The sequence below is a fragment of the Mycobacterium europaeum genome (genome assembly GCF_034555895.2).
In the GTDB taxonomy this organism is placed as follows: domain Bacteria; phylum Actinomycetota; class Actinomycetes; order Mycobacteriales; family Mycobacteriaceae; genus Mycobacterium; species Mycobacterium europaeum.
The window spans coordinates 3,380,817-3,406,519 of the sequence record NZ_CP157315.1; the positions used below are offsets into that span (position 1 = coordinate 3,380,817).

Annotated in this window: 24 protein-coding genes; 16 read left to right on the top strand and 8 right to left on the bottom strand. The window is 69.6% G+C overall.

From position 1 onward, the window contains the following. Positions 1-5: 5 nt before the first annotated feature. From U8D42_RS15380 to nuoN, 13 genes are all read left to right on the top strand, one after another. Positions 6-560 carry a NuoB/complex I 20 kDa subunit family protein gene (locus tag U8D42_RS15380; protein WP_003874821.1) on the top strand — a complete coding sequence of 185 codons (555 nt, stop codon included), beginning with the start codon at positions 6-8 and terminating at the stop codon, positions 558-560. Further along, the gene (locus U8D42_RS15385; RefSeq protein WP_085243447.1) at positions 557-1,282 is read left to right on the top strand and encodes an NADH-quinone oxidoreductase subunit C; all 726 of its coding nucleotides are present in this window, start codon (positions 557-559) and stop codon (positions 1,280-1,282) included. Before U8D42_RS15380 ends, U8D42_RS15385 begins: the two co-directional genes overlap by 4 nt. Beyond that, positions 1,282-2,619, top strand: coding sequence for an NADH dehydrogenase (quinone) subunit D (nuoD, locus tag U8D42_RS15390; RefSeq protein WP_322859786.1), 1,338 nt, complete (start codon positions 1,282-1,284; stop codon positions 2,617-2,619). The genes U8D42_RS15385 and nuoD overlap by 1 nt, the downstream gene beginning before the upstream one ends. After that, positions 2,616-3,374 (top strand): NADH-quinone oxidoreductase subunit NuoE, encoded by a 759-nt coding sequence (gene nuoE / locus U8D42_RS15395; RefSeq protein WP_322859785.1) that lies wholly within the window; start codon positions 2,616-2,618, stop codon positions 3,372-3,374. Before nuoD ends, nuoE begins: the two co-directional genes overlap by 4 nt. Beyond that, positions 3,371-4,699, top strand: coding sequence for an NADH-quinone oxidoreductase subunit NuoF (gene nuoF / locus U8D42_RS15400; protein ID WP_322859784.1), 1,329 nt, complete (start codon positions 3,371-3,373; stop codon positions 4,697-4,699). Before nuoE ends, nuoF begins: the two co-directional genes overlap by 4 nt. Before the next feature lie 82 nt (positions 4,700-4,781). Further along, the gene (locus U8D42_RS15405; RefSeq protein ID WP_348636977.1) at positions 4,782-7,157 is read left to right on the top strand and encodes an NADH-quinone oxidoreductase subunit G; all 2,376 of its coding nucleotides are present in this window, start codon (positions 4,782-4,784) and stop codon (positions 7,155-7,157) included. Between the two features lie 11 nt (positions 7,158-7,168). Beyond that, a complete protein-coding gene (nuoH, locus tag U8D42_RS15410) occupies positions 7,169-8,431 on the top strand; it encodes an NADH-quinone oxidoreductase subunit NuoH (RefSeq protein WP_322860156.1) in 1,263 nt (420 codons plus the stop codon). Then, positions 8,424-8,969 carry an NADH-quinone oxidoreductase subunit NuoI gene (gene nuoI / locus U8D42_RS15415; RefSeq protein ID WP_085243441.1) on the top strand — a complete coding sequence of 182 codons (546 nt, stop codon included), beginning with the start codon at positions 8,424-8,426 and terminating at the stop codon, positions 8,967-8,969. The genes nuoH and nuoI overlap by 8 nt, the downstream gene beginning before the upstream one ends. Positions 8,970-8,989: 20 nt before the next feature. Beyond that, positions 8,990-9,766: an NADH-quinone oxidoreductase subunit J gene (locus tag U8D42_RS15420; protein ID WP_322860155.1), complete on the top strand. Its 777-nt coding sequence runs from the start codon at positions 8,990-8,992 to the stop codon at positions 9,764-9,766. Then, on the top strand, positions 9,763-10,062 hold the full coding sequence (gene nuoK / locus U8D42_RS15425) for an NADH-quinone oxidoreductase subunit NuoK (protein WP_007168303.1): 300 nt from the start codon (positions 9,763-9,765) through the stop codon (positions 10,060-10,062). The genes U8D42_RS15420 and nuoK overlap by 4 nt, the downstream gene beginning before the upstream one ends. A gap of 10 nt (positions 10,063-10,072) precedes the next feature. Beyond that, complete coding sequence (gene nuoL, locus U8D42_RS15430) at positions 10,073-11,959, top strand: NADH-quinone oxidoreductase subunit L (protein WP_322859782.1); 1,887 nt, start codon at positions 10,073-10,075, stop codon at positions 11,957-11,959. Further along, positions 11,956-13,587 carry an NADH-quinone oxidoreductase subunit M gene (locus tag U8D42_RS15435; RefSeq protein WP_322860154.1) on the top strand — a complete coding sequence of 544 codons (1,632 nt, stop codon included), beginning with the start codon at positions 11,956-11,958 and terminating at the stop codon, positions 13,585-13,587. The genes nuoL and U8D42_RS15435 overlap by 4 nt, the downstream gene beginning before the upstream one ends. Beyond that, on the top strand, positions 13,584-15,173 hold the full coding sequence (nuoN, locus tag U8D42_RS15440; protein WP_322859781.1) for an NADH-quinone oxidoreductase subunit NuoN: 1,590 nt from the start codon (positions 13,584-13,586) through the stop codon (positions 15,171-15,173). Before U8D42_RS15435 ends, nuoN begins: the two co-directional genes overlap by 4 nt. A 2-nt stretch (positions 15,174-15,175) precedes the next feature. Here nuoN and U8D42_RS15445 read toward each other — a convergent pair whose 3' ends face one another. The 7 genes from U8D42_RS15445 to U8D42_RS15475 form a co-directional block, all read right to left on the bottom strand. Beyond that, positions 15,176-15,568, bottom strand: a complete 393-nt coding sequence (locus U8D42_RS15445; RefSeq protein ID WP_322860153.1) for a hypothetical protein — start codon at positions 15,566-15,568, stop codon at positions 15,176-15,178. A 64-nt stretch (positions 15,569-15,632) separates the two neighbouring features. Then, positions 15,633-16,898, bottom strand: a complete 1,266-nt coding sequence (locus U8D42_RS15450) for a DUF58 domain-containing protein (RefSeq protein WP_322859780.1) — start codon at positions 16,896-16,898, stop codon at positions 15,633-15,635. A 7-nt stretch (positions 16,899-16,905) separates the two neighbouring features. Then, positions 16,906-17,883: an AAA family ATPase gene (locus U8D42_RS15455; RefSeq protein ID WP_085243434.1), complete on the bottom strand. Its 978-nt coding sequence runs from the start codon at positions 17,881-17,883 to the stop codon at positions 16,906-16,908. Then, positions 17,880-18,362, bottom strand: coding sequence for a hypothetical protein (locus U8D42_RS15460; protein ID WP_322859779.1), 483 nt, complete (start codon positions 18,360-18,362; stop codon positions 17,880-17,882). The genes U8D42_RS15455 and U8D42_RS15460 overlap by 4 nt, the downstream gene beginning before the upstream one ends. Then, a complete protein-coding gene (locus U8D42_RS15465) occupies positions 18,359-19,294 on the bottom strand; it encodes a DUF4129 domain-containing protein (RefSeq protein WP_431523773.1) in 936 nt (311 codons plus the stop codon). The genes U8D42_RS15460 and U8D42_RS15465 overlap by 4 nt, the downstream gene beginning before the upstream one ends. A 124-nt stretch (positions 19,295-19,418) precedes the next feature. Continuing rightward, positions 19,419-20,291 carry an SDR family NAD(P)-dependent oxidoreductase gene (locus U8D42_RS15470; protein ID WP_322859777.1) on the bottom strand — a complete coding sequence of 291 codons (873 nt, stop codon included), beginning with the start codon at positions 20,289-20,291 and terminating at the stop codon, positions 19,419-19,421. After that, entirely contained in the window at positions 20,288-20,890 is a 603-nt protein-coding gene (locus U8D42_RS15475) for a TetR/AcrR family transcriptional regulator (protein ID WP_322859776.1), read from the bottom strand. The genes U8D42_RS15470 and U8D42_RS15475 overlap by 4 nt, the downstream gene beginning before the upstream one ends. 57 nt (positions 20,891-20,947) lie before the next feature. Here U8D42_RS15475 and U8D42_RS15480 point away from each other — a divergent pair, with 57 nt between their 5' ends. The 3 genes from U8D42_RS15480 (at position 20,948) to U8D42_RS15490 (ending at position 24,650) form a co-directional block, all read left to right on the top strand. After that, positions 20,948-22,099 carry a phosphotransferase family protein gene (locus U8D42_RS15480; RefSeq protein ID WP_322859775.1) on the top strand — a complete coding sequence of 384 codons (1,152 nt, stop codon included), beginning with the start codon at positions 20,948-20,950 and terminating at the stop codon, positions 22,097-22,099. Further along, positions 22,099-23,214 carry a hypothetical protein gene (locus tag U8D42_RS15485; RefSeq protein WP_322859774.1) on the top strand — a complete coding sequence of 372 codons (1,116 nt, stop codon included), beginning with the start codon at positions 22,099-22,101 and terminating at the stop codon, positions 23,212-23,214. Before U8D42_RS15480 ends, U8D42_RS15485 begins: the two co-directional genes overlap by 1 nt. An 89-nt stretch (positions 23,215-23,303) precedes the next feature. Continuing rightward, positions 23,304-24,650, top strand: coding sequence for a flavin monoamine oxidase family protein (locus tag U8D42_RS15490; protein WP_085243513.1), 1,347 nt, complete (start codon positions 23,304-23,306; stop codon positions 24,648-24,650). Here U8D42_RS15490 and U8D42_RS15495 read toward each other — a convergent pair. Then, a complete protein-coding gene (locus U8D42_RS15495) occupies positions 24,645-25,601 on the bottom strand; it encodes an alpha/beta fold hydrolase (protein ID WP_322859773.1) in 957 nt (318 codons plus the stop codon). The two genes, U8D42_RS15490 and U8D42_RS15495, sit on opposite strands and share 6 nt — an antisense overlap. Positions 25,602-25,703: the final 102 nt, after the last annotated feature.

Genomic DNA, 25,703 nt, shown 5'->3' on the forward strand with positions numbered 1-25,703 from the left:
TAGACGTGGGTCTCGAAGAACAGCTGCCCGGTGGGATTCTGCTGTCGACGGTCGAGAAGGTGGCCGGCTATGTCCGCAAGAACTCCTTGTGGCCGGCGACGTTCGGGCTGGCGTGCTGCGCCATCGAGATGATGGCAACCGCCGGGCCGAGATTCGACATCGCGCGGTTCGGCATGGAGCGGTTCTCGGCGACGCCGCGGCAGGCCGACCTGATGATCGTTGCCGGGCGGGTGAGCCAGAAGATGGCGCCGGTGCTGCGGCAGATCTACGACCAGATGGCCGAACCGAAGTGGGTGCTGGCCATGGGCGTCTGCGCCTCGTCCGGCGGCATGTTCAACAACTACGCGATCGTGCAGGGCGTGGACCATGTCGTCCCGGTGGACATCTACCTGCCCGGGTGCCCGCCCCGGCCGGAGATGCTGCTGTACGCAATCCTCAAGCTGCACGAGAAGATTCAACAGATGCCGCTGGGCGTCAACCGGGAGACCGCCATCGCCGAAGCCGAGCAGGCGGCGCTGTCGGCCCGGCCCACCATCGAGATGCGCGGGCTGCTGCGATGAGCTCACCGGACCACGACCCGAAGGAAGCGGCGACCGAAGGCGGGGGGCCGCCCCGCGCCGACGGCGAGGTGATCGGCGTGCGGCGCGGCATGTTCGGCATCTCCGATTCCGGCGACACCACCGGCTACGGACGGCTCGTGCGGCAGATCGCCCTGCCGGGCGGCAGCCCCCGGCCCTACGGCGGCTACTTCGACGACGTGGTGGACCGGTTGGCCGGGGCGCTGGAGGCCGACGGTATCCAATTCTTTGACGCGATAGAGAAAGTCGTGGTTTATCGCGACGAACTGACGCTGGACGTGCGCCGCGAGAAGCTGGTGGCCGTCGCGCAGCGCCTCCGGGACGAGCCGGAGCTGCGTTTCGAGATGTGCCTGGGCGTCAGCGGGGTGCACTACCCCAACGAGACCGGCCGCGAACTGCACGCGGTGTACCCGCTGCAGTCGATCACGCACAATCGCCGCGTCCGCCTGGAAGTGGCTGTGCCGGATGGCGATCCGCACATCCCGTCGCTGTACGGGGTGTATCCGACGTGCGACTGGCACGAACGCGAGACCTACGACTTCTTCGGCATCATCTTCGACGGACACCCATCGCTGACCCGCATCGAGATGCCCGACGACTGGCATGGCCACCCGCAGCGCAAGGACTATCCCCTCGGCGGCATCCCGGTGGAGTACAAGGGAGCGCAGATACCCCCGCCCGACGAGCGGAGAGCGTACAACTGATGAGCACAATCACTGACTCGACGCACGACGGCGGCGCCTCAGAAGGCCCCGAGACCGTCTTGGTCGCGGGCGGCCAGGACTGGGACCAGATCGTCGACGCCGCCCGCAACGCGGACCCCGGTGAGCGGATCGTCGTCAACATGGGTCCCCAGCACCCGTCCACCCACGGGGTGCTTCGGCTGATCCTCGAGATCGAGGGCGAAACGGTCACCGAGGTGCGCTGCGGAATCGGCTACCTGCACACCGGGATCGAGAAGAACCTCGAATATCGGTACTGGGCCCAGGGTGTCACCTTCGTCACCCGAATGGATTACCTGTCACCGTTTTTCAACGAGACCGCGTACTGCCTGGGCGTGGAGAAACTGCTCGGCATCACCGACCAGATACCGGAGCGGGTCAACGTCATCCGGGTGATGATGATGGAGCTCAACCGGATCTCCTCGCATCTGGTCGCGCTGGCGACCGGCGGCATGGAACTGGGCGCCATGACCCCGATGTTCGTCGGTTTCCGCGGCCGCGAGATCGTCCTGACCCTGTTCGAGAAGATCTCCGGGTTGCGGATGAACAGCGCCTACATCCGGCCGGGGGGCGTCGCGCAGGACCTGCCGCCGGGCGCGGAGACCGACATCGCCGAAGCCCTCAAGCCGCTGCGCCAGGTGCTGCGCGAAATGGGCGATCTGCTCAACGAAAACGCCATCTGGAAGGCCCGCACCCAGGACATCGGCTACCTCGACCTGACGGGCTGCATGGCGCTGGGCATCACCGGCCCCATCCTGCGCGCCACCGGGTTGCCCCACGATCTGCGCAAGAGCGAACCGTACTGCGGATATGAAAACTACGAATTCGACGTGATGACCGCCGACACGTGTGATGCTTACGGGCGCTACATGATTCGCGTCAACGAGATGTGGGAGTCGATCAAGATCGTCGAGCAGTGTCTGGACAAGCTGAAGCCGGGCCCGATCATGGTCGAGGACCGCAAGATCGCGTGGCCGGCCGACCTGAAGGTGGGGCCGGACGGCATGGGCAACTCAGAAGAGCACATCGCCAAGATCATGGGCGGCTCGATGGAGGCCTTGATCCACCACTTCAAGCTGGTCACCGAGGGCATCAGGGTGCCCGCGGGCCAGGTGTACACCGCGGTGGAGTCGCCGCGCGGTGAGCTGGGCGTGCACATGGTGAGCGACGGCGGCACCCGGCCGTACCGGGTGCACTACCGGGACCCGTCGTTCACCAACCTGCAGTCGGTGGCCGCGATGTGCGAGGGCGGGATGGTGGCCGACCTGATCACCGCGGTCGCCAGCATCGACCCGGTCATGGGCGGAGTGGACCGGTGACCGGCCCGCAAGGACAGCCGGTCTTCATCCGGCTCGGGCCGCCGCCCGAGGAGCCCAACGCCTTCGTCACCGAGGGTGCGCCGCAGACGTATTCGCCGGAGGTGCGGGCGCGGCTCGAGGTCGACGCCAAGGAGATCATGGGCCGCTACCCCAACAAGCGCTCGGCGTTGCTGCCGTTGCTGCACCTGGTGCAGGCCGAGGACTCCTACCTGACCCCCGCGGGATTGGAGTTCTGCGGCGAGCAGCTGGGGCTGACGGGCGCCGAGGTGTCGGCGGTGGCGAGCTTCTACACGATGTACCGCCGCGGACCCACCGGCGACTACCTGGTGGGAGTCTGCACCAACACGCTGTGCGCGATCATGGGCGGCGACGCCGTATTCGACGCCCTCAAAGAGCATTTGGGCATCGGCAACGACGAGACCACCCCCGACGGCTCGGTCACCCTGCAACACATCGAGTGCAACGCCGCCTGCGATTACGCGCCGGTGGTGATGGTCAACTGGGAGTTCTACGACAACCAGACGCCGGAGTCCGCGCGCGAGCTCGTCGACTCGCTGCGCTCCGGGCAGCCGAAGCCGCCCACCCGCGGCGCCCCGCTGTGCGCCTTCCGCGAGACCTCGCGCATCCTGGCCGGCCTGCCCGACCAGCGCCCCGACCAGGGCCAGGGGGGCGCGGGCGAGGCCACCCTGGCGGGCCTGAGGGTGGCCAAGGAACTCGGCATGGCCGCGCCGACTCCCCCGGTGGGCCGGTCATGACCAGCTCGCAGGCCACGCCGCTGACCCCGGTCATCAGCCGATTCTGGGACGACCCGCAGTCGTGGACGCTGGAGACCTACCGGCGCCACGACGGCTACGAGGCGATGAAGAAGGCGCTGGCGATGGCGCCCGACGACGTGATCGCCGCCGTCAAGGACTCCGGGTTGCGCGGGCGTGGCGGCGCCGGCTTCTCGACCGGGACGAAGTGGTCGTTCATCCCGCAGGGCGACACCGGAGCGGCCGCCAAGCCGCACTACCTGGTGGTCAACGCCGACGAGTCGGAACCCGGAACGTGCAAAGACATTCCGCTGATGCTGGCGACGCCGCACGTCCTCGTCGAGGGCGTCATCATCGCCGCCTACGCGATCCGGGCCAGCCACGCGTTCATCTACGTGCGCGGCGAGGTGCTACCGGTGCTGCGCCGCCTGCAGAACGCGGTGGCCGAGGCCTATGCGGCCGGATACCTGGGCCGCGACATCAACGGCTCGGGCTTCGACCTGGAGCTGGTGGTGCACGCGGGGGCCGGCGCCTATATCTGCGGCGAGGAAACGGCGCTGCTCGATTCGCTGGAAGGCCGGCGCGGCCAGCCGCGGCTGCGGCCGCCGTTCCCCGCGGTGGCCGGGCTCTACGGCTGCCCGACGGTGATCAACAACGTCGAGACGATCGCCAGCGTGCCGTCCATCATCCTCAACGGCGTCGAGTGGTTCCGGTCGATGGGCAGCGAGAAATCCCCTGGCTTCACGCTTTATTCGCTGTCCGGGCACGTCGCCCGGCCCGGTCAGTACGAGGCCCCGCTGGGCATCACGCTGCGCGAGTTGCTCGCCTACGCCGGCGGGGTGCGGGCCGGGCACCGCCTGAAGTTCTGGACGCCCGGCGGGTCGTCCACCCCCCTGCTGACCGACGAGCACCTCGATGTTCCGCTGGACTACGAGGGTGTGGGCGGCGTCGGGTCGATGCTGGGCACCAAGGCGCTGGAGATCTTCGACGAGACCACCTGCGTGGTGCGCGCGGTGCAGCGCTGGACGTACTTCTACAAGCACGAATCGTGCGGCAAGTGCACGCCCTGCCGGGAGGGCACCTTCTGGCTGGACCAGATCTACGAGCGGCTGGAAAGCGGCAAGGGCACCACCGAGGACATCGACAAGCTGTTGGACATCTCGGATTCGATCTTGGGAAAGGCGTTCTGCGCGTTGGGAGATGGGGCCGCCAGCCCGGTGATGTCGTCGATCAAGTACTTCCGCGACGAATACGTGGCTCACGTCGAAGACGGCGGCTGCCCGTTCGACCCCCGGGACTCCATGCTGACGCCCAACGGAAAGGCTTGACGCGCCCATGACCCAGGCGGCCAAAACCGAGACCGGCGACCCCAAGGACGGCCCCGAGAAAGACGGGGCGCGTCCGCCGGACATGGTGACGTTGACCATCGACGACAACGAAATCAGCGTGCCCAAGGGCACATTGGTGATCCGCGCGGCCGAGCTGATGGGCATCCAGATCCCCCGGTTCTGCGACCACCCGCTGCTCGAGCCGGTCGGAGCGTGCCGGCAGTGCCTGGTCGAGGTCGAAGGACAGCGCAAGCCGATGGCTTCGTGCACCACCGTCGCCACCGACGACATGGTGGTGCGCACCCAGCTCACGTCGGAGGCCGCCGACAAGGCCCAGCACGGCGTGATGGAGCTGTTGCTCATCAACCACCCGCTGGACTGCCCGATGTGCGACAAGGGCGGCGAGTGCCCGCTGCAGAACCAGGCGATGTCCAACGGCCGAGCCGATACTCGCTTCACCGATGTCAAGCGCACCTTCGCCAAGCCGATCAACATCTCCGCCCAGGTGCTGCTGGATCGCGAACGCTGCATCCTGTGCGCCCGCTGCACGCGGTTCTCCGAGCAGATCGCCGGGGACATCTTCATCGACATGCAGGAGCGCGGTGCCCTGCAGCAGGTCGGCATCTACGCCAATGAGCCGTTCGACTCGTACTTCTCCGGCAATACCGTGCAGATCTGCCCGGTGGGCGCGCTGACCGGAACCGCCTACCGCTTCCGGGCCCGCCCCTTCGACCTGGTGTCCAGCCCCAGTGTCTGCGAGCACTGCGCGTCGGGATGCGCCCAGCGCACCGACCACCGGCGCGGCAAGGTGCTGCGGCGGCTGGCGGGCGACGACCCCGAGGTCAACGAGGAATGGAACTGCGACAAGGGCCGGTGGGCGTTCACCTACGCGACGCAGCAAGACGTCATCACCACTCCCCTGATCCGCGACGCCGACGGCGAGCTGGTGCCCGCCTCGTGGTCGCACGCGATGGCGACGGCGATCCGGGGCCTCGACGCGGCCCGCGGGCGCACGGGAGTGCTGGTCGGCGGCCGCGCCACCCTGGAAGACGCCTACGCCTACTCCAAGTTCGCCCGAATCGTGTTGGACAGCAACGACATCGACTTCCGCGCCCGCCCGAGCTCGGCCGAGGAGGCCGATTTCCTGGCGTCGCGGATCGCCGGCCGGCGTGACGTCAGCTACGCGGATCTGGAAACGGCGCCGGTGGTGTTGCTCGTCGGCTTCGAACCGGAGGACGAGTCGCCCATCGTGTTCCTGCGGCTGCGCAAGGCCGCGCGCAAGCACCGGCTGCCGGTGTACGCGGTCGCGCCGTTCGCCACCCGGGCGCTGGAGAAGATGTCCGGACGGCTCATCCCCACCGCCCCCGGGGCCGAGGCGGCGGCGCTGGACGGGCTGGCCACCGGTGAGGTGGGAGACCTGCTGTGCACCGCCGGCGCGGTCATCATGGTCGGCGAACGCCTGGCCACGGTGCCCGGCGGGTTGTCCGCCGCCGCCCGGCTGGCCGACGCCACCGGGGCGCGGCTGGCCTGGGTGCCGCGGCGGGCCGGCGAGCGCGGCGCGCTGGAGGCCGGCGCGCTGCCCGCGCTGCTGCCGGGCGGCCGCCCGCTCGACGACGAGACCGCCCGCGCCCAGATCGCCGCGGCGTGGAACGTGTCCGAACTGCCCTCGGGCGCCGGGCGGGACGTGGACGGCATCCTGGCCGCCGCGACCGACGGAACGCTGGGCGCCCTGCTGGTCGGCGGTGTGGAACCCGATGACTTCCCGGACCCCGAAGCCGTGCTGGCCGCGCTCGATGCCGCGGGCTTCGTGGTCAGCCTGGAGCTGCGGCACAGCGCCGTGACCGAGCGCGCCGACGTGGTGTTCCCGGTCGCGCCGACGACGCAGAAGGCCGGGGCCTTCGTCAACTGGGAGGGCCGCTATCGCCCGTTCGGGCCGGCGCTGCACGGCAGCACCCAGCGGGCCGGCCAATCCGACCACCAGGTGCTCGACGCGCTGGCCGACGAGATGGGCGTCTACCTGGGGCTGTCGACCGCCGAAGCGGCCCGCGCCGAACTGTCCTCGCTGGGTACCTGGGACGGCAACTGGGCCGCCGGGCCCGCCGTCCCGACGCCGGAGCCGGCCCAAGCCGGGAACCGGCCCGAAAAGGGACAAGCGGTGCTGGCCGGCTGGCGGATGCTGCTGGACAACGGCCGGATGCAGGACGGCGAGCCGCATCTCGCCGGGACCGCACGCAAGCCGGTGGTGCGGCTGTCGGCCGACACGGCCGCCGAGATCGGCGCCGGCGACGGTGACGCGGTCACCGTCAGCACGCCGCGCGGATCGATCAGCCTGCCGCTGGTCATCACCGACATGCCCGACCGGGTGGTGTGGCTTCCGCTGAACTCGCCGGGCTGTGCCGTGCACCGGCGGCTGGGTGTAACGCTGGGCAGCACAGTGCAAATCGGAGTGGGATCATGACGACGAACTCCTTGACCGCCTTCGGACACGACACCTGGTGGCTGGTGCTGGGCAAGGCGCTCGCCATCTTCGTGTTCCTCATGCTCAACGTGCTGGTCGCGATCCTGCTCGAACGCAAGATCCTGGGCTGGATGCAGCTGCGGCCCGGGCCCAACCGGGCCGGGCCGTGGGGCGCCCTGCAGAGCCTGGCCGACGGAATCAAGTTGGCGCTCAAGGAAACGATCACCCCGGGCGGCGTCGACAAGTTCGTCTACTTCGCGGCCCCGGTGATCTCCACCATCCCCGCGTTCACCGCCTTCGCCTTCATCCCGTTCGGCCCGGTGGTGTCGGTGTTCGGCCACCGCACACCGCTCCAGCTCACCGACCTCCCCGTCGCGGTCCTGTTCATCCTGGGGCTTTCGGCGATCGGGGTGTACGGCATCGTGCTGGGCGGCTGGGCGTCGGGGTCCACCTATCCGCTGCTGGGTGGCGTCCGCTCCACCGCCCAGGTCATCTCGTACGAGGTGGCGATGGGCCTGTCGTTCGCGGCGGTGTTCCTCTACGCCGGCACCATGTCGACGTCGCAGATCGTCGCCGCCCAGGACCGGGTCTGGTACGTGTTCCTGCTGCTGCCGTCGTTCGTGATCTACCTGATCTCGATGGTCGGCGAAACCAACCGCGCGCCATTCGATTTGCCCGAGGCCGAGGGCGAGCTGGTCGCCGGGTTCCACACCGAGTACTCGTCGCTGAAGTTCGCGATGTTCATGCTGGCCGAGTACGTCAACATGATGACGGTGTCGTCCCTGGCGACGGCCCTGTTCTTCGGCGGTTGGCACGCGCCGTGGCCGATCAACATGTGGGCGGGCGCCAACACCGGGTGGTGGCCGGTGCTGTGGTTCACCGCCAAGATGTGGACCTTCCTGTTCATCTACTTCTGGCTGCGCGCCAGCCTGCCGCGGCTGCGCTACGACCAGTTCATGGCGCTGGGCTGGAAGCTGCTGATCCCCGCCTCGCTGGTCTGGGTGCTGATCGCGGCGGTGATCCGCACGCTGCAGAACCAGGGGTATGCGCACTGGACCCCGGTGTTGGTGGTCAGCAGCATCGTGTTCGCCACGGCGCTGCTGCTGTTGCTGCGAAAACCGTTCGCGACGCCCGGCATTCGCGCGCTGGAGCGCCAGCTGCGCCGCCAGGCCAAACAGCTGCCGGCCGGACAGGCCTCCACACCGGTATTCCCGACACCGCCGCTGCCGATGAAGTCCCTGGCGGCCGCGAGCAAGGAGAAAGCACATGGCTAGGTTCCTGGACGCCGTGGCCGGATTCGGCGTGACATTCGGATCGATGTTCAAAAAGAACGTCACCGAGGAGTATCCGGAGAAGCCGGGCCCCGTCGCGCCGCGCTACCACGGCCGCCACCAACTCAACCGCTACCCAGACGGCCTGGAAAAATGTATCGGCTGCGAGTTGTGCGCCTGGGCCTGCCCGGCCGACGCGATCTACGTCGAGGGCGCGGACAACACCGAAGAGCTGCGGTACTCGCCGGGTGAACGCTACGGCCGGGTCTATCAGATCAACTACCTGCGCTGCATCGGCTGCGGCCTGTGCATCGAGGCCTGCCCGACCCGGGCGCTGACGATGACCAACGACTACGAGCTGGCCGACGACAACCGCGCCGACCTGATCTACGAGAAGGACCGGCTGCTGGCGCCCCTGCTCCCCGAGATGACCGCGCCGCCGCACCCCCGGACACCCGGCGCCACCGACAAGGACTACTACCTGGGCAATGTCACCGCCGACGGCCTGCGCGAACACCAGAAGGCCGGAGACTCCCGGTGACCGGGTTCACCGGCCAGCTCCTGGCGTCCAGCCTGGCTTCCGACACCATCGTCCGCACCTCCACCGGCGAAGCGGTGGCGTTCTGGGTGCTGGGCGCGCTGGCGCTGATCGGCGCGATCGGGGTGGTGCTGGCGGTCAACGCCGTGTACTCGGCCATGTTCCTGGCGATGACGATGATCATCCTCGCGGTGTTCTACATGATCCAGGACGCGCTGTTTCTGGGTGTCGTCCAAGTGGTGGTCTACACCGGCGCGGTGATGATGCTGTTCCTGTTCGTGCTGATGCTGATCGGCGTGGACTCCGCGGAATCGCTGAAGGAGACGCTGCACGGGCAGCGCATCGCCGCCGTGCTCGCCGGCGTCGGGTTCGGCGTCCTGCTGATCGCCGCCATCGGCTCCGCCGCGACCGGGGGCTTCGCCGGGCTGACCACCGCCAACGCCAACGGCAACGTGGAAGGCCTTGCGGCGCTGATCTTCTCCCGCTACGTCTGGGCGTTCGAACTCACCAGCGCGCTGTTGATCACCGCGGCCATCGGGGCGATGGTGCTGGCCCACCGCGAGCGCTTCGAGCGCCGCAAGACGCAACGGGAGCTGGCCCAGGAGCGGTTCCAGCCCGGCGGGCACCCGACCCCGATGCCCAGCCCCGGCGTCTACGCGCGCCACAACGCCGTCGACGTGGCCGCGCTGCTGCCCGACGGTTCGTATTCGGAGCTGTCGGTGCCGGCGATCCTGCGCAGCCGCGGCGCCGACGGCAAACAGACTCCCTCCCGTCAGGCCATCAAAGGCGGTGCGTCGTGAATCCGGCCAACTACCTCTACCTTTCGGCCCTGCTCTTCACCATCGGCGCCTCGGGTGTGCTGTTGCGGCGCAACGCCATCGTGATGTTCATGTGCGTCGAGCTGATGCTGAACGCGGTCAACCTGGCATTCGTCACGTTCGCGCGGATGCACGGGCACCTGGACGGGCAGATGATCGCGTTCTTCACGATGGTGGTGGCCGCGTGCGAGGTCGTCGTCGGCCTGGCGATCATCATGACGATTTTCCGTGCCCGCAAATCGGCCTCGGTCGACGACGCGAACCTACTCAAAGGCTGACGACGCCAACATGACTCACTACACCTGGCTGCTGGTGGCGCTGCCGCTGGCGGGTGCCGCGATCCTGCTGTTCGGCGGACGGCGCACCGATGCGTGGGGCCACTGGCTGGGCTGCGCCACCGCCCTGGCGGCGTTCGGCGTGGGCCTGAGCCTGCTCAACGAGCTGCTCGGCCGCGCCGCGGAGGACCGGGTCATCCACCAGACGGTGTTCAGCTGGATCCCCGTCGGCCAACTGCAGGTGGACCTCGGCCTGCAGATCGACCAGCTGTCGGTGTGCTTCGTGCTGCTGATCACCGGGGTCGGGTCGCTGATCCACATCTATTCGGTCGCCTACATGGCCGAAGACCCGGACCGCCGGCGGTTTTTCGGCTACCTCAACCTGTTCCTGGCCTCCATGCTGCTGCTGGTGGTCGCCGACAACTACGTGGTGCTCTACGTCGGCTGGGAAGGCGTCGGCCTGGCGTCCTACCTGCTGATCGGCTTCTGGTACCACAAGCCCACGGCGGCCACGGCGGCCAAGAAGGCGTTCGTGATGAACCGCGTCGGGGACGCCGGACTCGCGCTGGGAATGTTCCTGATGTTCAGCACCTTCGGGACGCTTTCCTACGCCGGGGTGTTCGCCGGGGCACCCGCCGCCGGCCGGGGCGCGCTGACCGCCATGGGGTTGCTGCTGCTGCTGGGTGCGTGCGCCAAGTCCGCGCAGGTCCCGCTGCAGGCCTGGCTGGGTGACGCCATGGAGGGCCCCACCCCGGTGTCGGCGCTCATCCACGCCGCCACCATGGTGACCGCCGGCGTGTACCTGATCGTGCGGTCCAACCCGCTGTACAACCTGGCTCCGGATGCGCAGACCGCGGTGGTCGTGGTCGGCGCCGTCACGCTGCTGCTCGGCGCGTTCATCGGCTGCGCCAAGGACGACATCAAGCGCGCGCTGGCGGCGTCGACGATGAGCCAGATCGGCTACATGGTGCTGGCCGCCGGCCTCGGCCCGGCGGGCTACGCGTTCGCCATCATGCATCTGCTCACCCACGGCTTCTTCAAGGCGGGCCTGTTCCTGGGCTCCGGCGCAGTGATCCACGCGATGCACGAGGAACAGGACATGCGCCGCTACGGCGGCCTGCGCGCCGCGCTGCCGATCACCTTCGCCACCTTCGGGCTGGGGTATCTGGCGATCATCGGCGTGCCGCCGTTCGCGGGTTTCTTCTCCAAGGACGCCATCATCGAGGCCGCGCTGGGCGCCGGCGACGTCCGCGGCTATGTGCTGGCCGGGGCCGCGCTGCTGGGCGCGGGCGTCACCGCGTTCTACATGACGCGCGTGATGCTGATGACCTTCTTCGGCCAGAAGCGTTGGGCGCCGGGCACGCATCCGCACGAGGCGCCCGGCCTGATGACCTGGCCGATGATCCTGCTCGCCTTCGGCTCGGTGTTCTCCGGCGGGCTGCTGGCGTGGGGCGGCACCCTGCAGCGCTGGCTCGAGCCGGTGGTCGGGAAACACGAAGAGGTGACGCATGCGTTCCCCGCCTGGGTGAGCACCGCCCTGGCGCTGGGCGTCGTCGCCATCGGGATCGCGGTCGCCTACCGGCTGTACGCCACCGCGGAGATCCCCAGGGTGGCCCCGCTTTCGGTGTCGCCGGTGACGACGGCCGCCCGACGGGACTTCTACGGCGATGCCTTCAACGAGGAGGTGTTCATGCGCCCCGGCGCCGAGCTGACCCAAGCGCTCGTCGACGTCGACAACGCGGGTGTGGACGGCTCGGTCAACGCGCTGGCCGCGCTGGTGGGCCGCACTTCGAATCGCTTGCGCGGGCTGCAAACCGGCTTCGCCCGCAACTACGCATTGTCGATGCTGACGGGCGCGGTCCTGGTGGTCGCGCTGATCCTGGCGGTGAAACTGTGGTGAATAACCTCCCGTGGCTGAGCATCCTGTGGTTGGTGCCGCTGGCCGGCTCGGTGCTCGTCATCCTGCTGCCCCCGGGGCTGCGCCGGCTCGCCAAGTGGACCGGCCTGGTCTTCGGCGTCGCGACGCTGGCGATCGCGATCGTCGTCACCCTGGGCTTCAAGACCGGCGGCAGCAATTACCAGTTCGTTGAAAGCCATTCCTGGATACCGGCGTTCGGCGCCACCTACTCCCTGGGCGTGGACGGCATCGCCGTGGTGCTGGTGCTGCTGACCGCCGTGCTGATCCCGGTGCTGCAGGTGGCCGGCTGGAACGACGGTGGCGATGCTGACGACCCGCTGCGCCCGGCTCCGCCGCGCTTGCGGTCGTCAGGTGGCGAAGAACGCAACCGCGGTGTGCACGCCTACGTCGCGCTGACGCTGGCCATCGAGTCGATGGTGCTGATCTCGGTGGTCGCGCTGGACGTGTTGCTGTTCTACGTCTTCTTCGAGGCCATGCTCATCCCGATGTACTTCCTGATCGGGGGCTTCGGCGGCGGGCCGGGCCGGTCCCGCGCCGCGGTGAAGTTCCTGCTGTACAACCTGTTCGGCGGGCTGATCATGCTGGCCGCGGTGATCGGGCTCTACGTGGTGACCGCCGAGCACGGTTCGGGCACGTTCGACTTCCGTGAGATCGTCGCCGGCGTCGCCTCCGGTCGCTACGGCGCCGACTCCGCGGTGTTCAAGGCGCTGTTCCTGGGCTTCATGTTCGCGTTCGCCATCAAGGCGCCGCTGTGGCCGTTCCACCGCTGGCTGCCCGACGCCGCGGTGGAGGCCACCCCGGCGACCGCGGTGCTGATGATGGCGGTGATGGACAAGGTCGGCACCTTCGGCATGCTGCGCTATTGCCTGCAGCTGTTCCCTGGCGCCTCAACGTATTTCCGCCCCCTGATCGTCGTGCTGGCCGTCATCGGCGTCATCTACGGGGCGGTCGTGGCGATCGGGCAGACCGACATCATGCGCCTGATCGCCTACACCTCCATCTCGCACTTCGGGTTCATCATCCTGGGCATCTTCGTGATGACGAGCCAGGGCCAGAGCGGGTCGACGCTGTACATGCTCAACCACGGCCTGTCCACGGCGGCGGTGTTCCTGATCGCGGGATTCCTGATATCCCGGCACGGCAGCCGGGCGATCGCCGATTACGGCGGCGTGCAGAAGGTGGCGCCCATCCTGGCCGGAACGTTCCTCGTCTCGGCCATGGCCACCCTGTCGCTGCCCGGCCTGGCGCCGTTCATCAGCGAATTCCTCGTCCTACTGGGCACTTTCAACCGATACTGGCTGGCCGCCGCGTTCGGTGTCACCGCGCTGGTGCTGTCCGCCATCTACATGCTGTGGCTCTACCAGCGCGTCATGACCGGTCCCGTGGCCGCCGGCAACGAGAAGATCGGCGACCTGCGGGCGCGCGAATTGCTGGTCGTCGCACCGTTGATCGCGCTGTTGCTCGTTCTCGGCGTCTACCCCAAGCCGGTGCTGGACATCATCAACCCGGCCGTCGAGAACACCATGACCACCATCGGTCAGCACGATCCCGCGCCGAGCGTGCCGGCAGTCAACCGCGTACCCCGGACAGCCGAAGGACCGCGCCCATGACCCTCCCCACCCCCAGCATCGAGTACTTCCTGCTCTGCCCGACGCTGATCGTCTTCGGGGTCGCCGTGGTCGGCGTCCTCGCGGAGGCGTTCCTGCCCAGGCGAATCCGCTACGGCGCCCAGGTGACGCTCGCCCTGGCCGGCCTGGTCGCGGCATTCCTGGCGACCGTGGAAGTGGCCGAGTCGCTCCCGGCCTCCGGCCGCGCGGCGGTGCTGGGCGCGATGGCCATCGACCGCCCGACCCTGTACCTGCAGGGCACCGTGCTGCTGGTCGCGGTGCTGGCCGTCATCTTCATGGCCGAACGCACGCAAACCAAGGCGGAGACCAAGGTCGCCGCGGGGGTCGGCGCCGGCGGATCGGCCGGCCTGGACTCCTTCACCCCGCAGGCGTCCGCGGTGCCCGGCAGCGACGCCGAGCGGGACGCCGAGCGGGCCGGGGCCGCGCAGACGGAGCTGTTCCCGCTGGCCATGCTGTCGGTCGGCGGCATGATGGTCTTCCCCGCCTCCAACGACCTGCTGACGATGTTCGTTGCGCTGGAAGTTCTTTCGCTGCCGCTGTATCTGATGTGCGGGCTGGCCCGGCACCGGCGCCTGCTGTCGCAGGAAGCGGCGATGAAGTACTTCCTGCTGGGCGCGTTCTCGTCGGCGTTCTTCCTGTACGGCGTGGCACTGCTGTACGGCGCGACCGGCACGCTGCTGCTGACCGGCATCCGCGACGCGCTGGCGGCGCACGGAGACACCTCGATGGCACTGGTGGGCGTGGCACTGCTGTCGGTCGGCCTGCTGTTCAAAGTGGGTGCGGTGCCGTTCCATTCGTGGATCCCGGACGTCTACCAGGGCGCCCCCACCCCCGTCACCGGGTTCATGGCCGCGGCCACCAAGGTCGCCGCCTTCGGCGCCCTGCTGCGGGTGGTCTACGTCGCGCTGCCACCCCTGCACGATCAATGGCGGCCGGTGCTGTGGACCATCTCGATCCTCACCATGGCGGTGGGCACCATCACCGCGGTGAACCAGACCGACGTCAAGCGCATGCTGGCCTACTCGTCGGTCGCCCACGTCGGGTTCATCCTCACCGGCGTCATCGCCGACAACCAGGCCGGCCTGTCGTCCACGCTGTTCTACCTGCTCGCCTACAGCTTCAGCACCGTCGGCGCGTTCGCCATCGTGAGCCTGATCCGCGACGCCGACGGCGTCGAAGACGCCACCCTGGCCCATTGGGCGGGGCTCGGGCAGCGTTCACCCATTGTGGGCGTGATGTTTTCGATGTTCCTGCTGGCCTTCGCCGGCATCCCACTGACCAGTGGTTTCGTCAGCAAGCTCGCCGTGTTCAAGGCCGCGGCCCAGGGCGGCGCGGCACCCCTGGTGATCATCGGTGTGGTCGCCAGCGGAATCGCCGCCTACTTCTACGTGCGGGTGATCGTGTCGATGTTCTTCACCGAGGCCACCGACGACACCCCGCACGTGGTGGCGCCCGGCATCTTGAGCAAGGCCGCGATCGCGGTCTGCGCCTTGGTCACCGTGCTTTTGGGCATCTTCCCGCAGCCGCTGCTCGACCTCGCCGACCACGCCGCCCAGCTGCTGCACTGACCTCAGCTCAGGAACGGCCGCACAGCCAGCACGTAGGCGGCCAGCGCCGCCAGCGGCGCGGCCAACGGCAACCACGGCAACTGCAGCGGGAACGACGCCGCGACCCACCCCGCGAGGGTGAAGCTTACGGCCCCAACGACGGTCGGCACGCTGCCCAGCACCGCACCGGCCCCCGCCCCGGCCGCGTGCCGGCAGACCAGGTACGCGGTGGCGCACAGCCCGGAGAGCGCGACGAACACGAGCGGCGGGTCGGACAGCACGATGGTGATCACCGACAGCAACACGGCAAGCGTCGCCGCGGGGCGAAATGCCACTCCCCCGACCACCGCGATCAGGGCCGCCGCCCAAGCCGCCACCGCGGGTCCGTGCGAGCCGTCGGCGACCAGGCCCACCATCAGCAGCCCGAACGCGACGGAGAACACCGGGGCCCACAGCCGCGGCAGCGCCGCCCCGCCGCCGCTAGCCACGGAGCCGCCCCCGCACCCGCCGGCGGCGGTCCGGCAGCACACCCATGGACTGCTCCAGCCCGCTGTCCCCTTCCCACGACACGATGTCGACGCCGACGGTGGCCATGTCGCGATACATGGCCGAGCGCTGCAGCGACCACATCCGGTCCACCAGGGGATCCAGGCGGCCCGCGAACGGCGAGCTGTCGAGGACGTCGACGGCGATGACGACGTGGCCGCGCCTGCGCAGGTCGATCAGCGCGAGCGCGAACTCGGTGTCGAGCAGCGTGGAGAACGCGATGACGATCGCGCCCGCGGGCATGGCCGCCCGCGGCGCTAAAGTCCCCGTCGTGCCTTCGAATCGATCGCCGGCGGCGAGCACCGTGTCCAGCACGCGATAGAACTGGCGCTGCCCGATGTCGGCGCCCAGCCAGCGCGGGTGGTTGCCGCCGAGGGCGACGATCCCGGCGCGGTCGCCGTGCCGCAACGCGGTCTGCACGACTTGCGCGGCACCGCGGACGACGCGCTCGGTGGCCTCGGTTGCCGGGCCCGCCGGTTGCCGATAGGTGTCGATCAGCACCACCACGTCGGCGGCGCGGTCGGTGAGGCGCTGCGTGACGTGCAGCTGGCCGCGACGCGCGCTCACCGGCCAATTCACCGCCCGCAGTTGGTCTCCGGGGACGTAGGCGCGGATGTCGGCGTATTCCACGCCGGGACCGACGTGCCGGGTCAGGTGCGCGCCCAGCCGGTCGAGCAGCTCGGTCTGCGGGATGGGCGTCGACTGCGGGGGCGTCAGGGGAAACACGATCACCTCGGCGGCGTCCACGGTGGCCGTCCCCGACAGCAGCCCACCGCGCGCGATCACATCGACGCGCGCCCCGATGAAGTACCGGCCCCACCGTTGCGCCGTCGCCGCAACGGTTTTGGCGTGCGGCGACGCCGAGTCCAGGATTTCGAGCTGCATCCCCTCGACGGCCGGCACTGTGAGCTCTGCCGCCGAAAACCCGGTCGCCCCGCCCTCTTCCGTCATCCAGATGCGCAGCCGCGCCCGGTCGTTCTCGAAGCACCGCTGCGCGTCGGGATCGCCGTGTACGCGGATCGCCGGCACGGGGCGTTGCCAGCTGATCGAGCAGAGCACACCGAGCAGGGGCGCGGCGAAGGCGATCAACTGCCACCGCACGGCGATCACCGCGACCGCCACCGCCAGCCCCGCGCAGGTCGCGACGGCCCGCGTCAAGTGCGATGCGCGCCAGCAGAACTCGGCCTCACGCCCGGTCACACCGGCCTCATCCGCCGCTCGGGTGGCCCTCGCCGGTTCGCGGCACCGGCAGGCGGCGCAACAACTCCCCGACGACGTCGGCGCCTTGGATCTTGCGCACCCACATCTCCGGGCGCAGGGTGATCCGGTGCGCGACGGCCGGGACGGCGAGCGCCTTGACGTCTTCGGGGATCACGTAGTCCCGGCCGAGCAACAGCGCGCGGGCGCGGGCCAGTTGCACCAGGTCGAGCTCGGCCCGGGGGCTGGCGCCGACGGCGACCTGCGGATGATGCCGCGTGGCGTTGGCCAGCGAAACCACGTAGCGCAAGACGTCTTCGTGCACGGTCACCTGCTCGACCGATTCCCGCATCGCGAGCAGGTCGTGCGCATCCACCACCTGGTTGACGGCCGGCTCGACCGACCCGCGTTCGAGCCGCCGCCGCAGCATCGCGGCCTCGTCGCGCTCGGAGAGGTAGCGCAGCTCGAGGCGGATCGCGAACCGGTCGAGCTGCGCTTCCGGCAGCGGGTAGGTGCCCTCGTACTCGATCGGATTGTCGGTCGCCAGGACGATGAAAGGTTGTGGCAGCTGGTGGGTTTCGCCGTCGATGCTCACCTGGCCCTCGGCCATCGCCTCGAGCAGCGCCGCCTGCGTCTTGGGCGGCGTGCGGTTGATCTCGTCGGCCATCAGCAGGTTGGTGAAGATGGGCCCGGGCCGGAAGGCGAACCGGCCCGATTGCATGTCGTAGATCGTCGAGCCGAGCAGGTCCGCGGGCAGCAGGTCCGGGGTGAACTGCACGCGGGTGAACTGCAGCCCCAGCGCGGCGGCGAACGATCTGGCGATGAGCGTCTTGCCCAGCCCGGGCAGGTCCTCGATCAGGACGTGGCCGCGCGCGAGGACCGCGATGAGGATGAGGGTGAGCGCGGAACGCTTGCCCACCACCACGCGCTCGATCTCGTCGAGCACCGCCTCGCAGTGCGCTGTGGTTGTTGCCGCCGGCAGCGTCATACCTGTTCCAACTTTCGCAGAATCTCTTCCAGCACCGCACGGCCGGGCCCGGGCCGCCGGTCACCGGTCCGTGCGACGTCGTTCGGGTTGACCCATTCCCACAGTTCGTCCCCGAAGAGCATCTGGCCGCCCGCCTGATACGCCACGGGGTCTTTGGAACGTCGTTGGCCGGTCGTCATCTCGTAGCGGCGCGCAAGCATGGGCCGCAGGTGGCGGTCCCAGTCCACCCGGGTGGACTCCGACCATCGGATCGTCGTCTCGGTGCTGGACAGCCAGCGGCGCAAGGAATCCCCGAGATCGTCGGGCTCCGCGTCCGCCTCGGGTTGCAGCCCCCGCCCGAGCACGCGACGGACGGTGAACAGCACCAGGGCGAGTGCGCCGCCGGAGGCGGCCAACACGACCCGGCGATCGTGCGGCAGCAGCGCGAGCAGCTCGATGCCGAGGATGAAGCAGACGCCCAGGGCCAGTGTCTTTTTCATGCAGCACTCCTGGTGCCCAGCTCGTCGAGCACCAACTGCAGAACACGCACCGCCACGTCGCGGTGACCCTCGTTCATCACGTGCGGGCTGAACCGCGCCTCGGCGAACAGGTTCACCAACTGCACGGCGTTGTCGGCATGCAGCGCGCGGTGTTCCACCGCGCGGGCCAACACCTCGGTCGGGGTGTCGAAGTCCTGCGGGACGGCGCCGGGCACGTGGGCCAGCTCGCGTTCCATCGCCGCGTAGCAGGCGATGATCGCCTCGCGAGGTTCACGGCTTAGGTCGGCCATCTCGGCCAGCCCGCGTTCGGCCGCCCGCGCCAAGGATTCCGAACGTGACGGCGGCGCCGGGGGTTCGGCGTGATCGTCCGCGACGGCGCCGGGCGCGGCCGCGCGCCACCGCCGCCGCGACATGACGACCGTCCCGGTGACGATCACCAACAGCATCGGGACGGTGGCCGCGAGCAGGATGCCGAACACGTCGCCGTTGCGCGCGTGCGGTTGCGGCGGCGGGGCGTTCGCCTGCTCCGGTGACGCGGCACCGGTCGCCGGAGCGGGCGGCGCCTGACCGACGTGATGGGGGGCCAGCAGGTGGGTGGCCACCCACACGATCAGCAGCCACGCCGCGATGACCGCCAGCCCGATCAGCAACACCCGCCAGCTCGGCCGGCCCCTGCCGGTGCCCAGCATCTCGGACAGCTGACCGGCTCGGGGCGCCGCCGCCCGCGGGTCCCGCAACCGCGCGATGACCGCGATCGTCACCAGCGCGAGCGTGACCCCGAGGGTCGCCACCACGAAGATCAGCGCCGCCGGCCCGCCGGTTTCCTCCCCGCGCGCGGCGGGGTGGGGGGACGGCAGGTAGCCGCGCAGGGCGGCGGAGAGGACGAGCAGCAGCGCGATCAGGGCGACGGCCCGCCCCGTGGGCTTGTCCATACCGGGCATCGGCATACCACTCGACCGGTTGTTGCGGCACTGCTTTGCCTCATCCTGGCACGTCAGGCGGGAGGTTATCCACAGTCGGCGATTCATCCACCGATCGCGACCCGGACGACCGCGCCTAGTCGGGCTCGAAGGGCCGGAAGGTGCCGTCGAGCACCTGCAGGTGACCGATCGTGCGACCGGTGACCTTTTCGGGATCGACCAGAGTCAATTCGACTGCGGCCCGGGCGAATTCGTCGGCCGCGGCGGTCTCGTCGAACTCCCGGGCATAGTAGGCCAGCCCGGGGGTGAGGATCGGTTTCGACGGCGACAGGGCATTCACCGCGATGTGGTGATCGGCGAGGTCGAACGCCGCGCACTGGGTCAGGTGCTCGAGCGCCGCCTTGGATCCGCCGTATCCGGGCAGCACGCTGCCGCTGCGGTCCGGATACGGACCGTTGCCGGGGATCCTCGATGCCACCGAGCTGACGTTGATGATCGACCCGCGGCCCGCCTCGATCATGTCGGGGCATACCAGCTGCATCAGCTCGTAGGCGGCAAAGACGGCGATGTCGAAATGCCGGCGATAGGCGGCCAGCGGGATGCTGACGAAACCCGGCCACCCGGGCTTGGCGGCCCCGGCCGCCGGCTTCGCGGACGGGGTGCGCGGCTCGCCCCCGGGCGCCCGGGGGCGGCCGGGCGCGGTGAAGGCCGCATTGTTCACCAGAATCGTGATGGGCCCCAGGGCTTCTCGCGCCGCGACCACCAACCGGGCGATGTCCTCGCGTTCGGTCAGGTCGGCGCGGATGGCCACCGCGCGCCCGCCGGCCGCCTCGATGTCGGTGACCGTCTCGCCGATGGTTCCCGGCAGCCGCTCGTCCCACACCTGTTCGGTGCGCCCCGCCACCGCCACGGCGGCGCCCTCGGCCGCCAGCGCCAGCGCGATCGCCCGGCCCAGTCCCCGGCTGCCCCCGGTGACGATCGCGGCCCGCCCGGCCAGCCGGGCCGTCATCGCCTCACCCCGTGCACCACGATGGCGGTGGTCTGCTCCACCCACCCGTCGTCGAGTTCGTCCTCCGGGCGCAGCAGCATGCGCAGCATCGTGGCTCCCCCAATCAATTCGATCAACCGGTCCGGGTCCACGTCGGGATGCGCCTCGCCGCGGTCGACGGCGTCACTCAACCGCACCCGAACGGTCGCGAACAAATCCGCGAACCGGGACATCACCCGGGCGTTGAGGGCGGGATCGGCGGTCATGTCGGCCACCAGGCCGGGCAGGGCGGCGCGGACGACGGGCGTGGTGAACACGTCGCGGGTGGCCTCGATCATCATGCGGACGTCGGCGGCGAAGTCCCCGGCGGGCGCCTGCAGCGCGGTGGGCGCCACCGGGAAGGCCGCCTCGTGGACCAATTCGGCCTTGCTGGACCACCGGCGGTACAGCGCCGATTTGGTGGTTCCCGCGCGCTCGGCGACCGCCGCCAGGCTGAGATTGGAATAGCCCATTTGGACAAGCAGTTCCGCGGTGGCCGATAGGATGGCCGAGTCGATGCGCGGGTCCCGCGGGCGGCCGGCACCGGGGGCCTTGTCAATGGCGGATGGGTCTGCTTTCATAACGCTACCTACCGTATCGTAATTGCCGCGAAGAAGTCTCAAAGAATGGAGGCACCCGTGGCCAATGAACCCGTGCTCGACAAGGTCGACCGGCTTCAGCGGTCCAGCAGAGACATCACGACGCTACCCGCGGTGATGTCGAATTGGCTGTCGACCGTGCTGCCCGCCGGGGCGGCGCCGGAGGTCACCGTCGAAAGCGGCGTCGACTCGACGGGGATGTCGTCGGAAACCATCATCCTGACGGCCCGGTGGCAGCAGGACGGCAAGCCCACCGAACAGAAGCTGGTGACCAGGGTGGCGCCGGCCGCCGAGGACGTGCAGGTGTTCCCCACCTATCGGCTGGACCACCAATTCGAGGTCATCCGCAAGGTCGGCGAACTCACCGACGTCCCCGTCCCGCCCGTGCGCTGGCTCGAGCCCACCGGCGACGTGCTGGGCACCCCCTTCTTCGTGATGGACTACGTCGACGGCGTGGTGCCGCCGGACGTGATGCCCTACACGTTCGGCAACAACTGGTTCGCCGACGCCCCGGCCGAGCGGCAGCGCGAGCTGCAGGACGCAACCGTCGGCGTGCTCGCCAGGTTGCATTCGATCCCCAACGCGGAGAAGACGTTCGGCTTCCTGTCCGACGGCCAGCAGGGCGACACCGCGCTGCGCCGGCACTTCAACTGGGTGCGGTCCTGGTACGACTTCGCGGTGCCCGACATCGGGCGCTCACCGCTGCTGGAGCGGACCTTCGCCTGGCTCGAGGACCATTGGCCGGCCGAGGCCGCCACGCGGGAACCCGTGCTGCTGTGGGGCGACGCGCGGGTGGGCAACGTGTTGTACCGCGACTTCGCGCCGGTGGCGGTGCTGGACTGGGAGATGGTCACCCTGGGCCCACGCGAACTCGACGTGGCGTGGATGATCTACGCGCACATGGTGTTTCAGGAGCTCACCGGCCTGGCGGGGCTGCCGGGCCTGCCCGCGGTGATGCGCGAGGACGACGTCCGCGCCACCTACGAACGGCTGACCGGCGTGGAAGTCGGCGACCTGCGCTGGTTCTACGTCTACTCGGGCGTCATGTGGGCCTGCGTGTTCATGCGCACCGGCGCGCGCCGGGTGCACTTCGGGGAAACCGAGAAACCCGAGGACGTCGAGTCGCTGTTCTACCACGCCGGGTTGATGCGAAGCCTGATCGGCGAGGGCCCCACGGGAGAGGACCACTGATGCTCGGACCGCTCGACGAGTTCCCGGTTCACCAGATTCCGCAGCCGATCGCATGGCCGGGATCCTCGGACCGGAACTTCTACGATCGCTCCTACTTCAACGCACACGACCGCACCGGAGACATCTTCGTCATCAGCGGCATCGGCTACTACCCCAACCTGGGCGTCAAGGACGCGTTCTTCCTGGTGCGGCGCGGGGACACCCAGACCGCGGTGCACCTGTGCGACGCGATCGACTCCGACCGGCTCAACCAGCATGTCAACGGCTACCGGATCGAGGTGATCGAGCCGCTGCGCAAGCTGCGGTTGGTCCTCGACGAAACCGAAGGCATCGCAGCCGATCTCACCTGGCAGGGCCTGTTCGACGTCGTGCAGGAACAGCCGCACGTCCTGCGGTCGGGCAACCGGGTGACGCTGGACGCCCAGCGGTTCGCCCAGCTCGGCAGCTGGAGCGGCCGCATCTCCGTCGACGGCGAGGAGATCGCCGTCGACCCCGCGATCTGGCTCGGCAGCCGCGACCGGTCGTGGGGCATCCGGCCGATCGGCGAGCCCGAGCCCGCCGGGCGGCCCGCCGACCCGCCCTTCGAGGGCATGTGGTGGCTGTACGTGCCGATGGCGTTCGACGACTTCGCCATCGTGCTGATCATCCAGGAGGAACCCAACGGCTTCCGCTCGCTCAACGACTGCACCCGGATCTGGCGCGACGGACGCGTCGAGCAGCTGGGCTGGCCCCGGGTCAAGATCCACTACCGCTCCGGCACCCGCATCCCCACCGGGGCGACCATCGACGCCACCGCCCCCGACGGGACGCCGGTGCGCTTCGACGTGGAGTCCAAGCTGCCGGTGCCCATCCACGTCGGCGGCGGCTACGGCGGCGACTCGGACTGGCTGCACGGCATGTGGAAGGGCGAGAAGTTCGTCGAACGCCTGACCTACGACATGACCGACCCGGCGATCGTCGCGCGGTCCGGATTCGGGGTCATCGACCACGTCGGGCGCGCGGTGTGCCGCGACGGCGACGGGGAGCCCAAAGAGGGCTGGGGCCTCTACGAGCACGGCGCGCTGGGCCGCCACGACCCATCCGGGTTCGCCGACTGGCTCACCGTCGCCCCCTAGGCGGCCCGCGAACGTCGGCCCCCTTCCGAGATGAAACCGGGGCGGCGTTTGGCGCACGAAACCGCGAAAATTGGGGTTGACTGGTGCGCGTGCCAAACCCGCCGTGGATTGTCGACGTTGTCGTGGTCGGCGCAGGCTTTGCCGGACTTGCCGCGGCGCGCGAGCTGGCCCGCCAGGGCCACGACGTGGTGGTCTTCGAGGGCCGCGACCGCGTCGGGGGCCGCTCCTTCACCGGCAGCGTGGCGGGTTTGCCCGCCGATCTCGGCGGCACCTTCGTCGGCCCCACCCAGGACGCGGTCCTGGCGCTCGCCGCCGAACTCGACGTGCCGACCATCCCCACCCACCACGACGGCAAGAACGTCATCCACTGGCGCGGCTGGACGCACTCCTACCGGGGCACCATCCCCAAGCTCTCGCTGACCGGGCTGCTCGACATCGGCCGGCTGCGTTGGCAATTCGACCGGCTCGCCCGCAGCGTCCCGCTGTCGGCGCCGTGGGAGGCGCGCCGTGCGCGCGAGCTCGACGACGTGTCGCTCGGCGGCTGGCTGCGGTCCGTGCGCGCCACCGCCTCGTCGCGCGACCTGCTGGCGATCGTGGCGCGGGTGACCTGGGGATGCGAACCCGACGACGTGTCGATGCTGCACGCGGCCCGCTACACGCACGCGGCCGGTGGCCTGGACCGGCTGCTCGACGTCGAAAACGGCGCCCAACAGGACCGTTTTCCGGGCGGCACGCAGCAGATCGCCGAGGCCGCGGCCGCCGAGCTGGGCACGCGCGTCGTGCTGGGCGCGCCGGTCCGGCGCATCGACCGGCACGGCGCCGGGGTGACGGTCACCACCGACGTCGGCCAGGCGGAGGCGGGGTTCGTGGTCGTCGCGGTGCCGCCCGCCCATCGGGCGTCGATCGAGTTCGCGCCTCCGCTGCCCGCCGAATACCACCAACTGGCCCAGCACTGGCCGCAGGGCCGGCTCAGCAAGGCCTACGCCGCCTATTCCACGCCCTTTTGGCGGACCAACGGCTTCTCGGGTCAGGCCCTGTCCGACAGCGGGCCGGTTTTCATCACCTTCGACGTCAGCCCGCACGCCGACGGGCCCGGTGTCCTGATGGGGTTCGTCGACGCGCGCGCGTTCGACTCGCTCTCCCCGGAGCAGCGCCGCGACGACACGCTGCGCTGCTTTGCGACGCTGTTCGGCGACGACGCGCTCAAACCGCTCGACTATGTCGACCATTGTTGGGGCGCGGAGGAATTCGCGCCCGGCGGACCCACCGCCGCGGTCCCGCCGAGGTCGTGGACCCGGTTCGGGCCGTGGCTGCGCGAGCCGGTCGGCCCCATCCACTGGGCCGGCACCGAGACCGCGGACGAATGGACCGGGTTCCTCGACGGGGCCGTGCGGTCCGGCCAGCGCGCGGCCGCCGAGATCACCGCCCTGCTATGAACTGATCCGCACGTCCTTGGTCACCGATTCGGCGAGCGCCCTCAGGTGGCGGTTGACCTCGCGCGGGTGTTCCAGCATCGAGCAGTGGCCGCCGGGCAGCTCGACCAGACCGACCACGTTGGGCGCGGTGCCCGCGATGCGGCGGGCCTGGCTGATCGGGGTGAGCCGGTCGCGTTCGCTGCCGATGACCAGGGTCGGCACCGTCAAACCGTCCAGCTCCAGGTGCCGCGACCCCAGCGCGGCGACCAGCATCCGCGCGCAGCCGGCGCGCCCCGCGGGTGAGGTCTGCTCGAAGAACCGGTGGACGATCCTGGCCACGTTCGGGTCGGCGTCCCGGCCCACCGCCAGCATTCCGACGATGTAGCGGCTCGGGATGCGGGCCGCACTCGGGATCGGGAACCCACCGAACGCGTGGATCAGCGCGCGGGCGGCGGCCACCCGGGCCGGGGACAGCCCGCGTGGCACCGACAGCAGTTGCACCTCGCGGACCAGGTCCCCGGTCGTGGTGTTGATCAGCGCGACCGCGTCGGCGCGCCGGGGCACCATGTGCCGGTACCGCGCAGACCACGCGGCGATGGTGATGCCGCCCATCGAATGTCCGGCCAGCACCGCGCGCTCGTGCGGCGCCAACGTCGCATCCAGCACCGAATTCAGGTCGGAAGCAAGGTGTTTCAGGCTGTATTCGTTGCGCCGGGGCATGTCGCTGCGCCCGTGGCCGCGGTGATCGAAGGCGATCACCCGGTAATCGTTGGCCAGGTCGGCGATCTGGTAGGCCCAGGCCCGGATGGCGCACGTGATGCCGTGCGTCAGGACGATCGGGTAGCCGTCGGGCGGCCCGAAGACCTCGGCGTGCAACCGGGTGCCGTCGGTCGCCCGGACCGCGACGGTCTGACTGGGCGGCAAAACGTCGGGGTAGGGGTCGACCGCGCGAGCCGATCGTCGAGCGCTCATGACCGCACCCCCCCTTCCAAACCCGGCCCCGTCGCCGCAGTTAAGGACTTTGGGAAGTTTATCCGCAAGATCCGTTCGGATTCGGTAAATCCGGCAAACGAT

Bases quoted from the DNA above. Each gene is read 5' to 3' on its own strand.
- U8D42_RS15465 (WP_431523773.1), bottom strand. From the start codon at position 19,294: ATGGACAAGCCCACGGGGCGGGCCGTCGCCCTGATCGCGCTGCTGCTC.
- U8D42_RS15495 (WP_322859773.1), bottom strand. From the start codon at position 25,601: ATGAGCGCTCGACGATCGGCTCGCGCGGTCGACCCCTACCCCGACGTT.
- nuoI (WP_085243441.1), top strand. From the start codon at position 8,424: ATGGCTAGGTTCCTGGACGCCGTGGCCGGATTCGGCGTGACATTCGGA.
- U8D42_RS15485 (WP_322859774.1), top strand. From the start codon at position 22,099: ATGCTCGGACCGCTCGACGAGTTCCCGGTTCACCAGATTCCGCAGCCG.
- nuoD (WP_322859786.1), top strand. From the start codon at position 1,282: ATGAGCACAATCACTGACTCGACGCACGACGGCGGCGCCTCAGAAGGC.
- U8D42_RS15385 (WP_085243447.1), top strand. From the start codon at position 557: ATGAGCTCACCGGACCACGACCCGAAGGAAGCGGCGACCGAAGGCGGG.
- U8D42_RS15445 (WP_322860153.1), bottom strand. From the start codon at position 15,568: ATGGTGGGCCTGGTCGCCGACGGCTCGCACGGACCCGCGGTGGCGGCT.
- nuoN (WP_322859781.1), top strand. From the start codon at position 13,584: ATGACCCTCCCCACCCCCAGCATCGAGTACTTCCTGCTCTGCCCGACG.
- U8D42_RS15460 (WP_322859779.1), bottom strand. From the start codon at position 18,362: ATGAAAAAGACACTGGCCCTGGGCGTCTGCTTCATCCTCGGCATCGAG.
- U8D42_RS15455 (WP_085243434.1), bottom strand. From the start codon at position 17,883: ATGACGCTGCCGGCGGCAACAACCACAGCGCACTGCGAGGCGGTGCTC.
- nuoL (WP_322859782.1), top strand. From the start codon at position 10,073: ATGACTCACTACACCTGGCTGCTGGTGGCGCTGCCGCTGGCGGGTGCC.
- U8D42_RS15470 (WP_322859777.1), bottom strand. From the start codon at position 20,291: ATGACGGCCCGGCTGGCCGGGCGGGCCGCGATCGTCACCGGGGGCAGC.
- U8D42_RS15405 (WP_348636977.1), top strand. From the start codon at position 4,782: ATGGTGACGTTGACCATCGACGACAACGAAATCAGCGTGCCCAAGGGC.
- U8D42_RS15475 (WP_322859776.1), bottom strand. From the start codon at position 20,890: ATGAAAGCAGACCCATCCGCCATTGACAAGGCCCCCGGTGCCGGCCGC.
- nuoF (WP_322859784.1), top strand. From the start codon at position 3,371: ATGACCAGCTCGCAGGCCACGCCGCTGACCCCGGTCATCAGCCGATTC.